Source organism: Flavobacterium denitrificans DSM 15936, from assembly GCF_000425445.1.
GTDB classification, from domain to species: Bacteria; Bacteroidota; Bacteroidia; order Flavobacteriales; family Flavobacteriaceae; genus Flavobacterium; species Flavobacterium denitrificans.
This window is the reverse complement of sequence record NZ_KE384379.1, coordinates 23,001-35,874: the sequence shown is the minus strand read 5'-3', so window position 1 is coordinate 35,874 and position 12,874 is coordinate 23,001. Positions and strand designations below refer to the sequence as shown.

General features: G+C 33.0%; 12 protein-coding genes. 3 read left to right on the top strand and 9 right to left on the bottom strand.

The window, feature by feature from the left end:
- The first annotated feature begins 60 nt into the window (after nt 1-60).
- Nucleotides 61-2,325 (top strand): aconitate hydratase, encoded by a 2,265-nt coding sequence (locus H600_RS0119790; RefSeq protein WP_026730421.1) that lies wholly within the window; start codon nt 61-63, stop codon nt 2,323-2,325.
- 84 nt (nt 2,326-2,409) lie between these two features.
- Here the strand turns inward: H600_RS0119790 and H600_RS0119785 are convergent, their stop codons facing one another.
- Nucleotides 2,410-3,783 carry a Kelch repeat-containing protein gene (locus H600_RS0119785; RefSeq protein WP_026730420.1) on the bottom strand — a complete coding sequence of 458 codons (1,374 nt, stop codon included), beginning with the start codon at nt 3,781-3,783 and terminating at the stop codon, nt 2,410-2,412.
- A gap of 239 nt (nt 3,784-4,022) precedes the next feature.
- On the opposite strand from H600_RS0119785, the gene H600_RS0119780 reads away from it, so the two are divergent.
- Nucleotides 4,023-5,198, top strand: a complete 1,176-nt coding sequence (locus H600_RS0119780; RefSeq protein WP_026730419.1) for a C40 family peptidase — start codon at nt 4,023-4,025, stop codon at nt 5,196-5,198.
- Here the strand turns inward: H600_RS0119780 and H600_RS0119775 are convergent.
- The 5 genes from H600_RS0119775 to H600_RS0119755 all read right to left on the bottom strand — a co-directional run bounded on the left by H600_RS0119775 (nt 5,185) and on the right by H600_RS0119755 (nt 9,248).
- A complete protein-coding gene (locus H600_RS0119775) occupies nt 5,185-5,589 on the bottom strand; it encodes a response regulator (protein WP_026730418.1) in 405 nt (134 codons plus the stop codon). The two genes, H600_RS0119780 and H600_RS0119775, sit on opposite strands and share 14 nt — an antisense overlap.
- Entirely contained in the window at nt 5,579-7,003 is a 1,425-nt protein-coding gene (locus H600_RS0119770) for a sensor histidine kinase (protein ID WP_026730417.1), read from the bottom strand. Before H600_RS0119770 ends, H600_RS0119775 begins: the two co-directional genes overlap by 11 nt.
- A 577-nt stretch (nt 7,004-7,580) precedes the next feature.
- Nucleotides 7,581-8,186, bottom strand: coding sequence for a DUF4240 domain-containing protein (locus H600_RS0119765; protein WP_051234481.1), 606 nt, complete (start codon nt 8,184-8,186; stop codon nt 7,581-7,583).
- A 52-nt stretch (nt 8,187-8,238) separates the two neighbouring features.
- The gene (locus H600_RS0119760; protein ID WP_026730415.1) at nt 8,239-8,577 is read right to left on the bottom strand and encodes a hypothetical protein; all 339 of its coding nucleotides are present in this window, start codon (nt 8,575-8,577) and stop codon (nt 8,239-8,241) included.
- A 245-nt stretch (nt 8,578-8,822) separates the two neighbouring features.
- Nucleotides 8,823-9,248 (bottom strand): DUF5958 family protein, encoded by a 426-nt coding sequence (locus H600_RS0119755; protein WP_026730414.1) that lies wholly within the window; start codon nt 9,246-9,248, stop codon nt 8,823-8,825.
- A 179-nt stretch (nt 9,249-9,427) separates the two neighbouring features.
- On the opposite strand from H600_RS0119755, the gene H600_RS0119750 reads away from it, so the two are divergent.
- A complete protein-coding gene (locus H600_RS0119750) occupies nt 9,428-10,843 on the top strand; it encodes an APC family permease (protein WP_026730413.1) in 1,416 nt (471 codons plus the stop codon).
- Nucleotides 10,844-10,959: 116 nt separating this feature from the next.
- Here the strand turns inward: H600_RS0119750 and H600_RS0119745 are convergent, their stop codons facing one another.
- From H600_RS0119745 to H600_RS0119730, 3 genes are all read right to left on the bottom strand, one after another.
- Entirely contained in the window at nt 10,960-11,364 is a 405-nt protein-coding gene (locus H600_RS0119745; protein ID WP_026730412.1) for a hypothetical protein, read from the bottom strand.
- 222 nt (nt 11,365-11,586) lie between these two features.
- A complete protein-coding gene (locus H600_RS0119735) occupies nt 11,587-12,048 on the bottom strand; it encodes a DUF1810 domain-containing protein (RefSeq protein ID WP_026730411.1) in 462 nt (153 codons plus the stop codon).
- Between the two features lie 160 nt (nt 12,049-12,208).
- Nucleotides 12,209-12,835 (bottom strand): alpha-ketoglutarate-dependent dioxygenase AlkB family protein, encoded by a 627-nt coding sequence (locus H600_RS0119730; protein WP_026730410.1) that lies wholly within the window; start codon nt 12,833-12,835, stop codon nt 12,209-12,211.
- Nucleotides 12,836-12,874 lie beyond the last annotated feature (39 nt).

The window sequence follows — 12,874 nt, the reverse complement described above, 5'->3', positions numbered from 1 at the left end:
ATTGTTCTATTTTTTGTATCTTGTGATGTTCAAAAAACAATAATAAAAACAAGAAAATCTATGGCTTTTGATATTGAAATGATCAAAAAAGTGTACGAAAACATGCCGGGCCGCGTTGACAAAGCTCGTGAGATTGTTGGTCGTCCGCTTACTTTGACGGAGAAAATTTTATACAATCACCTTTGGGATGGAAATCCAACAAAGGCGTTTGGAAGAGGAGTTGATTATGTTGACTTCGCACCGGATCGTGTAGCTTGTCAAGATGCGACTGCACAAATGGCATTATTGCAATTTATGCATGCTGGAAAATCTAAAGTAGCAGTTCCAACGACAGTTCACTGTGATCACTTGATTCAGGCAAAAGTCGATGCTGTAACCGATTTGGCTAGAGCAAAAACACAAAGTAATGAAGTTTTTGACTTTTTGTCTTCGGTTTCGAATAAATACGGAATTGGTTTCTGGAAACCAGGAGCTGGAATTATTCACCAAGTAGTGCTTGAAAATTATGCATTTCCAGGCGGAATGATGATTGGTACCGATTCTCACACTGTAAATGCAGGAGGTTTAGGGATGGTGGCTATTGGTGTTGGTGGAGCAGATGCTGTAGATGTTATGTCTGGAATGGCTTGGGAGCTTAAATTTCCTAAACTTATTGGAGTTAAATTGACTGGTAAATTATCAGGTTGGACGGCTCCTAAAGATGTTATCCTTAAAGTTGCCGGTATTCTTACAGTAAAAGGTGGTACTGGTGCAATTGTAGAATATTTTGGAGAAGGTGCAACGGCAATGTCTTGTACTGGTAAAGGTACGATTTGTAATATGGGAGCTGAAATTGGAGCAACAACTTCAACTTTTGGTTATGATGATTCGATGAGCCGTTATCTTCGTTCTACAAACAGAGCAGATGTTGCAGATGCTGCGGATAAAGTAGCTTCTTACTTAACTGGAGACCCAGAAGTATATGCAAATCCGGAGCAATATTTTGATCAGGTTATCGAAATTAACTTATCTACATTAGAGCCACATTTAAACGGACCTTTCACTCCAGATTTAGCTACTCCAATTTCTAAAATGAAAGAAGAAGCAATTAAAAACAACTGGCCATTACAAATTCAGGTTGGTTTAATTGGTTCTTGTACCAACTCTTCTTATGAAGATATTTCGCGTGCTGCTTCATTGGCAAGACAAGTTGCTGATAAAAATCTAAAAACAAAATCACAGTTTACAATCACTCCAGGTTCTGAAGTTGTACGTTCTACTATCGAAAGAGATGGTTTTATTGATACTTTCCATAAAATTGGAGCAACTGTTTTTGCAAATGCCTGCGGACCATGTATCGGTATGTGGGATAGAGAAGGAGCAGAAAAAGAAGAAAGAAACACAATTGTACATTCTTTCAATCGTAACTTTTCAAAACGTGCAGATGGTAACCCAAATACTTTAGCTTTCGTAGGGTCTCCAGAATTGGTAACAGCTTTAGCTATTGCAGGTGATTTAAGTTTTAATCCGTTAACGGATAAACTAATCAATGAAGAAGGCGAAGAAGTTATGCTAGATGCTCCAACAGGAGACGAGCTTCCTTCTAAAGGCTTCTATGCAGAGGATCCAGGATTCCAGGCTCCGGCTGAAGATGGTTCTGGTGTTACAGTTGTAGTAAATCCTACTTCAGAACGTTTGCAATTATTAGCTCCTTTTGATGCATGGGATGGAAAAAATATCACAGGTGCTAAATTGTTGATCAAAGCATTCGGAAAATGTACAACGGATCATATTTCTATGGCTGGACCTTGGTTGCGTTTCCGTGGACATTTGGATAATATTTCAAATAATATGTTGATTGGGGCTGTAAATGCTTATAATCAAAAAACAAATTCGGTTAAAAATCAATTAACAGGTCAGTATGATGCTGTTCCTGCGGTTGCTCGTGCGTACAAAGCGGCTGGAGTTCCGTCTATCGTAGTTGGAGATCACAATTATGGTGAAGGTTCTTCTCGTGAGCATGCTGCAATGGAGCCACGTTTCTTGGGTGTTAAAGCAGTACTAGTAAAATCTTTTGCTCGTATCCACGAAACAAACCTTAAAAAACAAGGTCTTTTAGGATTGACTTTTGCGAACGAAGCTGATTATGATAAAATTCAGGAAGATGATACAATCAACTTCTTAGATTTAACAGAATTTGCGCCAGGAAAACCGTTGACATTAGAATTTGTTCATTCAAATGGTGCAAAAGATATTATTTTGGCAAACCATACTTACAATGAAGGTCAAATTGGCTGGTTTGTTGCAGGTTCTGCATTAAATTTAATTGCGGCTGGAAAAGCTTAATAAGTTCAATTATAATATAAAAAAAAACGCTCTGTGAAAAAAAAACAGAGCGTTTTTTTTTAGCCCTAATTTTTCATGAAGTTATCAGTTTGTTTTGACAGCAGCGACTCCTTGTGACAATGTTTTTGTTTTAATAGGTTTTGTGTTTTTAAATTCTTCCAAATCAATACTGAATACTTTCGAAGATGGTGTTTTGGAATAACTATTGTCAAAACGGCCTCCTAAAAGATATAGTTTGTTGTCGTTATAATGTAAAGCTGAATATTTCAACTCGATATCAATATCATATTCATTAAGTTGCTTTGTTGGAATGTCATAAGTATACATTTTCTGATCTTCAAAAAAATAAATAATAGCATCGTGATAGGTAATTGAAGGTCGCTCTAATCCTGAAAATAATTCACCTTCAGTTTGCCATTTTTCAGTTATTAAATCGAAAGTTTCAATTTTAGAAATGGTTTCTCCGTCATCGCCACCAATTAGATAGATTTTACTGCCTACTAAAACCCCTGTGGTTTCTTTAGCAGTAGGCATGTTGGCCAATTCATACCAATTTCCGGATGTTATATTGTACAAATGGACTTTATTAGTGAAATCTTTTTTTTCGTTTTCGGCTTTTTTTAGTGAGCCACCCATTATAATAATATTGTCTTCGTAAGTAAATGAAGCGAAATCAACCGCCTGATGCGGATTTGTATCGTCTAATTTAATGGTTTGGTTTTCAAGGTCTACAACTTCAATTTGATCTTCTAGATATTCCCAACTGCTTTTTGAATTTTGTTTAATTCGTTTGCCGCCTAAAATGTAAATAGAATTATTATAATAATGTAAATTATGATAACCTCTTGGCTTTAGTCTCAAATTAGACTCTTCCCAAATGTTAGTTTTAATATTGTAAATGGAAAGATGTTTTTCATAATACTTTTTTTTTGAGACTGAATAAGGATCAACTAAATAATCAGTTATTTCGTAACCTGCTTTTTCAGCACGATTTTTTTCTAAAAAATCAACTTCAATATAAGCATCACCGCCGCTGACATAAATTTTATCATCTTTTAAAAAAGAGCCAAAGGAAAAGACGGCACTTTTTAATGGGGCTAAGATCTTAAAAGACAGATTTGTTTTTAGTTTAGAGGATGTGATTGTTACTTCGTGTAAATTTTGGATGCTTTCTTCAAGATTGATTTTAAATTTCTTTTTTGATAAATAACGCATTGAAAACTTTACGGTTTTATATCCAATATGAGAAAATTCTAATTCTTCATCAGCTTTAAGATTCGAAAATGAAGTTGTCGAAAATTCTCCTTTTTCATTAGTTATCGTTCCAATTTTATTAGATACAGAGAAAATATTTACATTCGCAATTGGCTCGTTGTTTCCTGAAAGAACAATCCCTTTCGAGTTTTGTGCAAATGTAATTATAGGACAGAAAAGAAAAATATAGAGTAATTTTTTCACAAGTTTTTGAGAGTTAAGTTATTGTTAATCTTGAGTTTTGGAAATTATGTAAAAAACTGCATTTCATAAAGTTAGCTCAATTTCAGTGCCGAAACTGTTAATTTGGATGAAAAGAATTGTTAAAAATTGTGCTTTTTTTAGTTTAATAAGTTAAATTCGCCTTGCCCCAAACAACAAACCTGTCTTTTTTGAGTTTTATATGAATAAAGTTCAAACTAGATGGTGATAAAATGATTAGAATGATTAGTAGATTTATAATAGTGCTGTTTTTTTTTAGTGTCAGTGTTTTTTCTCAGGACAATTTCATTAAACATAAAATTTCAAAAGGAGAGAATATTACTGTTATAGCAAAAAAATATGGAGTCAAGCCAAAGGATATTATCGACGCAAATCCAAATGCTCCAAAAATTCTGAAACTTAATTCGGTTTTGTTGATTCCAAACAATAGCAAGGCGATTACTTTAAAACCTGCAGATGATAAGCCTGCCAATTTAAAATCTTCTGAAAAAGTTGAAATTGCAAATTCTGATTCTCATGAAGTGCAACCCAAAGAAACGCTTTGGGGGATTTCTAAAAAATACAATATTTCAGTAGATGATTTAAAAAAAGCAAATCCATCTATTGATACCGAAGGATTGAAAATTGGTCAAAAGATTACTATTCCTTCAAATACAGCAACAATTGCCGAAAAATCTGCTGAAATTCCTGAAAAATCAAATGAGGTTGAGGTTGTTGTTGAGGTTCAGCCAAAAGAAACCAAGTATGCAATTGCCAAAAAGTACGGAATTACAGTTGCAGAACTAGAAAAACAAAACCCATTTATAAAAGGTAAACTGCCAGTTGGTTATGTTTTGAAATTAAAGATTCCGAAAGAAAAAGCAGATGCAATTGCGACGTTAAATTCGGTTTCTGCCCCTTCTGAAATGAAACCGCTTCAGGAGGAAAATATTCAAATTGCAGACAATACTAATGTAAAAATAGATTCGGCAATGGTGCGCGTAAGCAATCATTCTGAATTAATTGATTTGTTGATTTTAAATGCAACACAAAACATAGGGACGCGTTATCGTTCAGGTGGCACAACAAAAGCAGGTTTTGACTGCTCAGGCTTGATGTTTTGTACTTTTGGAAACTTCGATATCAAATTGCCAAGAAGTTCAATAGAACAATCTCGAATTGGAAATAGAGTTAATTCGGATGAAGCCAAAAAAGGCGATTTGATTTTCTTTAAAACCAATGGAAGAAGACATATCAATCACGTAGGGATGGTTGTTGAGGTAAGTGATGGAGAAATTAAATTTGTCCATTCTTCAACACATGGTGGTGTCATGATTTCTTCTACTAAGGAGCCATATTATGAAAGGGCTTTTTCTCAAGTCAATCGTGTATTGGAAGAAGAAGCTAAGAAGCTATAATGTTGATATAGAATTCCTCTTTAAATTCTTCGATTGGAAAGGGTTTGCCTAGCATTTTAGAGACATACTTGTTTTCGGTTATTTTATTGATTTCCTCTTGGTCTAAAGTAGATGAAAGAACATAAATTAAAGTTTCGCTTTTTAATTTCGAATCGAGTTTATCATATTCTTTCAAAAATTCAAAACCATTCATAAAAGGCATTTGAATGTCAAGAATTATGATCAAAGGCTTGTCAACTTCTTTGCTGTTTTTTAGCCATTGAAGTCCTTCATGTCCATTGTTGGCAATATGAATTTTATGTACAAAAAGTACTTTTTTCAGCAATTGTGTCATTACAAGCTGATCAATCAAATTATCTTCGATTAATAAAAATGTTGGGCTAAATGGCATAATGATTCGGTATTGTTACGATGAATTTGCTTCCAATTGTTGTTTGTGAACATACAGATATATTTCCTTTTATGTTTTCGACGGCTTCTTTTACAATGTAAAGCCCTAGTCCAGAACCTTTGTTTTTGTTTGTTCCAAAATACATTTCAAAAATAGTATCCTTGAATTCTTCCTTGATTCCAATTCCATTATCAGTCACCTCAATTTTGTGAAAACCGTCTGTTAGTGAAGTTTTAATAGAAATAAACATTTCTTGCTTGCTTGCATCGGCATATTTTATGGCATTTGACAATAAATTCGAAATGATGATTTTTAATCTTAAACTGTCGCTGTGGATGTGGTCGACCAATAATTCTTTGGTGAATATAATTCGGTTTGCATTTTCAATATGCATTAATTGTGAAATCGCTTCCTCAAATAATTCTTTCAAGCTTACAGGTTCCATAATTACTTGCGCTCGTTTGTTTTTTGAATAATCAATTATATCGCTAATAAATTGGTCTTGTTTCGCCAAGCTTTGTTCCATTAAATTGAGGTATTGCTTAATTTGAGCTACATTATCTTCTAGTTGAGTGACTTTTATCAAGCCTTTTAGCGAAGTAATAGGCGATCTTAAATCATGTGAAGCACTATAGACAAAACAATCTAGCTCGTGGTTTACGACTAATAAATTTTCATTTTTTACTTCGATTTCTTTTTTTGATGTAAGCAGACGTTTTACCATTATAGAATAATAAAGGCAAATACTGCAAACGATAATCAAAATAAAAATAATGTTGGTTATAATGAGCAAGTCTTTTATTTTGCGTGTTCCTGCGCCTAATGTGTTCGAAAAATTACGTTCGTTAACAGTTAGTCGATCACTGATGGAGCTGATTTTTTCAAGAAACTTTCTTTGTTCATAGGGTGTAAGTGAATTGTGTTTGATTTTAGCATTGATTTGTGTTCCAATTATAAACAATTCGTAGATTAGATTATCGCCTTGTTCCCATTCGTAAATAGCTTTTGCTAAAAATGGAACTTCTTTAAAATGCACAAATAACCAAACAAGGTCATCTAAATCATCGATATGATTTCGGCCAATGAGAAAACCATTTCGCGCAATTTGATTGTCTCCAGCTTTTAAAAGTGTTTTTCGGGCGATACCGTCTCCTTGTGGCACGCTTAATTCTTCCAAGTACAATTTCCATTGATTTTTATCTTTGGTGTACAAGTATGTGATAAGATGTCTCGAAGCATCTTTTTGACCTTTTGAATAATGCGATTCGCCATTAACATAAGCTCTGTTGGCAGATAATATTTTGATTGTGAAGAAATTAATGCAAATTAGTAAAGCGCACGTAATAAATACAATTAACAAAAGAATAAAGACATTTGGAACACGCATTTTTTTAAGAAGCCAAATCTTTTGCATATTTCATTTTTTTGTAGGTTAATAATCTAATTTTTGTTACTTCATTTTGTTTGAAATAGTTGTTTTTTGCATGTAAACTCTCTTTTTGGGGACGCTTTAGAGTTTAATAGTAAAAATGAACAAATGTTAATAAAAAATAAGATTTAGTACGGTTTTTATCCTTTTGACCAAATTTAATAAAAATATATTTTGCTTTGACACAGAACACTTTAATTTAGGCTAATTTCAACTTTTAAACATTTAAGTAATTGATTTTTAGATTATTGAAAATATGTTAAAATTGAATCTGAAGATAAAAATGAGTTTTAGAAAGCAGTTTTTAGTAATTATTTTATGAATAATTGATTTATGTGAAGATTATTTTGTTTAACTATTTGGAGATTTAAAACTTGCTATTTTCGATTTTAATTGCAATTTCTTTTCTTTACGGAGATTGAAAAATAATTGTTAGTTAAATTGTAAGAATGAGATAATGCTAATTTGCAGATTTTAAATGTTTTATATTGAAAAAGCCACAGATTTAGCTGTGGCTTTTTTAGAGTAAAGTTTTTTCAATAATTTAAAAAGGTTAGATTAGTTATTGCATGTTAGTTACATATTTGGCATATAGTTTCGGAAACATGTGTTTTAGATCATCATTATCGTCACTCCATTCATTTCCGGTTGTAATATATTTTTCTTTAAATGGATAAGGCATTTCGTGGCCAGTCAGTTCTTCAAAGATTATTCCAGGCAAATAGCCAAAACCTTCCCAATCAAATTCTTCAATAAGATGTGTCTCGATTTCTGCAAGCAATTCAGGATTAGTAGTAATTTTATAATAAAATTCTCTTCCTTGTGCGATAACCCATTCGCGAAAATCGCTAAAACTATCATCACTACAGCCACCATGAATAATGTAAATAGCACCCCATAATTCCCAAGTATTTGCTTCGCCTCTAAAATTTCTAAAACTGTTCCCAAATAAAATCAATTCATCGGCCTTCATTTTTCTGAGTTCATTGGCTAATTCTTCTTGTTGCTCTTCAAAATTGCCTCCAGAAATGTCTTTTGTTTTTTGTATTATGTTCCAAAACAATTCCTCTTCCATCAGGTCTTCTGAAACTATAAAATCTGAGTTTTTGATAGGTTTAGAAATTTTTTCTTTTTCCGTTTTACCAAAAAATTTGTCAAATATTCCCATTGGTCTTTTGGTATTAGTTTCCGTTTATTTCACACTTTAATGGTAATTCAGCTTAAGAATTCACATTAATTACTCCTCTAATAAATTGAATCCCGCCAAATAAAATAGCGCCCCAAAATATAAATCCTATATCAGCAAATGTCAAAATTGTACCTCCACAAAACCAAAGTGCACCGTAAACCATATCTTTTCGGGCTTTTTCATACTTTGCTTCTTGTATTTCAATTTCCATATTTTCAACAATTAGTGATGCAATTTCAAGGCTTAATCCTTGTTCCGCAAGTTTGTGTTTGGTTTCGTGCGCTGTCTTGTTTTCCTTTAATAGCAAATTTGCCGCATAAGTGTAATGATGATTTGATACATCTGGCAATTCAATTTCAGTGGTTTCCATAGTTTTTTAGTTAGTTTAGATTTTGGTCTTTTGGTTTTTATACATTCTATATACAGTCAAAGTATAGTTTTTGACGAATAAAATTTTCACATTCTACAGCTATCATATCTATATATAGAACATTTCTTAAAAAATGATTTTGGTTTTCATTTTCAAATATAAATAGTTGAAATTGTATAAAGTTACGGGAAGACGTAAAGAAGGAAATTTTTGTATGAAAAATGCGAAAAAATTGCTTTTTGTTTTTAATCTATCTCATGCCAGAAATGGCCACAACCATTTAGGCATTCGGTATTTCGTCTTTCAGTGTCGGTTATTTTAAAAATCCATAACAAAGCAGTTATTGTTTTTTTATTTTCATCTTTTGGTAATAACGCTAATTTTTGAAAAGCAATTTTTGTTGAGAAAGTTTTTAAAAGTACGACTGGTGTGCAAGTTGGTTTTAAAGGAATTGTGTTTAATGCGGTTTGATAAGCTTCGGTATTGAAATCGATTTTGTCTGGAATAGAATTGATAATGTAATTATGCAGGGTAGTAAACAACTCTTTGAAATTATAATCTCCGGCCAATAAAAGTTCTAAGCCAATATTAAAATCAAGTTGGCCTTGTGCAATTTTATTGATTATCTTTTCTGATTTTTTCAGCACTTTTTGGTCTCTTTTTAGAATCATATTCCAAATATAAATGGTTGGAATAATAAAAAATTACGGAAATACGTAAAGGATTTATTTTAAATTAAAACAACAGGGTATTTTCAATAATATGATTTTAGGGAATAATTAGAAAATGGAATTTAAAGATTGGAATTTCAGAAAAAAGTATATCTTTAACCAACCCAAAACCAAAAAAAATGCAAGAACACGACCAAGAAAATGAACATTTTAAAAGAGAATTAGGATTATTAGACGGAACCATGCTTGTTGTAGGTTCTATGATTGGATCAGGAATATTTATAGTAAGTGCTGATATCGCAAGGCGTGTAGGATCTGCCGGATGGCTTACCTTAATTTGGCTGATCTCGGGATTAATTACCATTATTGCCGCGGTGAGTTACGGAGAATTAAGTTCGATGTTTCCAAAAGCCGGAGGCCAATATGTTTATCTAAAAGAAGCTTACAACAAGCTGATAGCATTTCTTTATGGATGGAGTTTTTTTGCAGTAATTCAGACCGGTACAATTGCTGCAGTGGGAGTGGCTTTTTCGAAGTTTGCCGCATACTTATATGAACCCTTTAGTGATGAAAATATTCTTTATGAAGCTGGTTTTTTTAAACTTAATGCCGCACAACTTGTTTCTATTTTCACGATTATTTTATTGACTTATATTAATAGCCGCGGTGTAAAAAACGGAAAAATTCTGCAGACAGTTTTAACAATAATTAAAATTTTATCATTGCTAGGGTTGATCGTTTTTGGATTAACGCTCGCAGCAAAAGCTTCAGTTTGGGATCTCAACTGGACAGATGCCTGGACAACACGCACATATAATGCCGAAAGCAGTTCATGGCTTCCAATTAGCGGAACGGCTTTGATTACTGGAATTTCTGCCGCAATGGTTGGGTCATTATTTTCTAGTGATGCTTGGAATGGTGTAACTTTTATCGCCGGCGAAATTAAAAATCCGCAACGTAATGTAGGTTTAAGCCTGTTTCTTGGAACTTTTATTGTTACGCTTATTTATGTTTTAACGAATATTATGTACTTGGCGGTAGTTCCGCTAGATGAAATTGCTACGGCAAAATCAGATAGAGTTGCAGTTGTTGCTGCACAATATATTTTTGGAAATGTTGGAACTTTGATTATCGCAATTATGATTATGATTTCGACTTTTGCCTGCAACAACGGATTAATTATGGCCGGCGCAAGAGTATATTATACAATGGCAAATGATGGTTTGTTCTTTAAAAAAGCAGCCGTTTTAAATGAATCAAGTGTTCCTGCTTGGGCTTTGTGGGCACAATGTATTTGGGCTTCAGCATTATGTTTGACAGGGAAATATGGTGATTTATTAGACTTCGTAATTATCATTGTTTTGATTTTCTATATTTTGACAATCTACGGAATTTTTATTTTGAGAAGAAAAATGCCAAATGCCGAAAGACCTTATAAAGCATTTGGATACCCATTTTTGCCAATGGTATATATTATTGCGGCAACAGCAATTAGTGTTTCGTTGTTGATTACAAAATTCTCAACCTGTGGATGGGGTGTATTGATTATGCTGACGGGAATTCCTGTTTACTATTTGACAAAACCTAAAGAATAGATTTTTTGTTTCAAGTTTACTGTTTCAAATTTTCCTGAAATTTGTATCATAAAAAAAGCGCTTTGTTTAATTACAAGGCGCTTTTTGTATGTTGTAAATTAAAAATAATTCTGAATTTATTGTTCAGATAAATCATTGTCAATTCGTTCTGCCGTTGGCCTTAAAAAAATAAGATAGATTAAAATCAAGATTCCAAATAAAATAAAGTCGGGTTTTAAAATTAAAATCAAAAATGCTGCGCCTTCAAGAACAGCCCAACGCATGATTGACGCAGTTTGATAAATTGGAAACTTTTCCTCCAGTTTTAATTTTGGATTGATTTGCTTCAATTGGGATTTGAATAAAAAACTACTCAATACAAACGCAAAAACAGGAATTAGTACATAAATTACTGAAGAGGAATCTATAGCAGGAATTTGTAATTTTTCAATCGAAATATCACCTAAAATGTAATAGGCGACAATTGTACCGGCACAAACGCCGAGATGAATGATCTGCAGGGTTTTAATTTTGTCAGACATGGTTTGGTTAATTAGGGGTTTGGTTTGTAATATGCAAGTTAGAAATTAATTCTCTGAAAATTCCTATTTTATGAGTTAAGAATCTGAATTTGCGATGTTTTTTGTTGAAAATAAAAGAATAAAAGAAGAAACTCGCAACGAAAAATCTATGGATATTGGCATAAAAAAAAAGACATTGCAATGAAGCAATGTCTCTTTGATGCAAATAATCTGGAAACGGGCTTATGCCACAACAGCTTCAGCAGATGATTTTATTGTTGAATTAATAATAGACAAAGTAAGTGGGTCAGATTCTCCTGAAAAGAAAGCTTCGAGAATTTCCTGAAATATCGGATTTGTGTTTTCAACCAATGAGAAAAGCGTCATAGACGAACGCAATTTGCGCGCATCTAAATCACCAAAAATTCCATCAGCCGATTTCATTTTAAAGCTTAATAAAAGCTCTGAAATTTCGATTAAATGTTTTCCAAGAATTGGATGTTCCAAATAATCTGTAGCTTCTTTCAAATCATTAATGGCATAAAGATTTGCTGTATCGCTTTTACCCAAACCTTTTATTTGCGGAAAAATAAACCACATCCAATGTGTTTCTTTTTTCCCTTTGCTGATTTCAGAAAGAGCTGTAAGATAAAGTTTGTTCTGCGCATCTAAGAAACGCGATAAATCATTGTTAGAATAAGCCATTATGGTATTGTATTTTGAAAAAGGTTGCAAAAATAGTAAAAAAGATAGGGTTAGCCTAATAAAAGGTTCATACAGTGCGGGTTTTAACTTTTTAAAGAAGGATTATCTTACTGTTTTTTCAGTCGAAAAAACTTTTTTAAGTCATTCAATTCTATAAAAATCAAAGATTTCGATTGGTTCTTCTAAAGGTAAGATTGATCCTAGGCAAAACATCGCGAGCTGTTTTTGGAACCTGATGTTGCCAAAAGCTATTAGTCGTTCCAGCCATCAATAGAAACGAACCATGATGTAGCGGAATTTCAATCTGTGGAATTTCTTTGTTGAATTTATGGCGCAATTTAAATATTCGAGTTTCTCCAAAAGTTACCGAAGCTATAATGGGATCTTTTCCAGAATTGTCTTCGCGGTCGCTGTGCCAGCCAACACCGTCTTTCCCGTTTCGATAAAGATTTAATAAAAGACTGTTGAAATCAAGCTGTGTTTCTTTTTCCACGCGACTTCTAATTTTTAATAATTCATACGTCCAGTCTGGCCCTTTTGGATCTGCGCCTGGATTATCTTTGTCTTCATACCAAGAAATCATGCGAGGAACAGTGTAGGTTTTGTCGTAAATTTCCATTTCATATTCTCTCCATTTGGTTTTGCGCAGTATTCTTTCATAAAAATGATCTGATTCTTCTTTGGTGAAGAAATTCTCAATCAAAATCAATTCAGAATCAGGAATATCAAAAACTTTTTTTCCTCCCAAACCTGTCGCAAATAATTCGGTGTCGCTAAATAGTGTCATAACGTGGTTTTTTACAGCTCTATTTTTTAATTTAATTTG

Bases quoted from the DNA above. Each gene is read 5' to 3' on its own strand.
- H600_RS0119790 (WP_026730421.1), top strand. From the start codon at position 61: ATGGCTTTTGATATTGAAATGATCAAAAAAGTGTACGAAAACATGCCG.
- H600_RS0119780 (WP_026730419.1), top strand. From the start codon at position 4,023: ATGATTAGTAGATTTATAATAGTGCTGTTTTTTTTTAGTGTCAGTGTT.
- H600_RS0119775 (WP_026730418.1), bottom strand. From the start codon at position 5,589: ATGCCATTTAGCCCAACATTTTTATTAATCGAAGATAATTTGATTGAT.
- H600_RS0119770 (WP_026730417.1), bottom strand. From the start codon at position 7,003: ATGCAAAAGATTTGGCTTCTTAAAAAAATGCGTGTTCCAAATGTCTTT.
- H600_RS0119765 (WP_051234481.1), bottom strand. From the start codon at position 8,186: ATGGGAATATTTGACAAATTTTTTGGTAAAACGGAAAAAGAAAAAATT.
- H600_RS0119760 (WP_026730415.1), bottom strand. From the start codon at position 8,577: ATGGAAACCACTGAAATTGAATTGCCAGATGTATCAAATCATCATTAC.
- H600_RS0119755 (WP_026730414.1), bottom strand. From the start codon at position 9,248: ATGATTCTAAAAAGAGACCAAAAAGTGCTGAAAAAATCAGAAAAGATA.
- H600_RS0119750 (WP_026730413.1), top strand. From the start codon at position 9,428: ATGCAAGAACACGACCAAGAAAATGAACATTTTAAAAGAGAATTAGGA.
- H600_RS0119745 (WP_026730412.1), bottom strand. From the start codon at position 11,364: ATGTCTGACAAAATTAAAACCCTGCAGATCATTCATCTCGGCGTTTGT.
- H600_RS0119735 (WP_026730411.1), bottom strand. From the start codon at position 12,048: ATGGCTTATTCTAACAATGATTTATCGCGTTTCTTAGATGCGCAGAAC.
- H600_RS0119730 (WP_026730410.1), bottom strand. From the start codon at position 12,835: ATGACACTATTTAGCGACACCGAATTATTTGCGACAGGTTTGGGAGGA.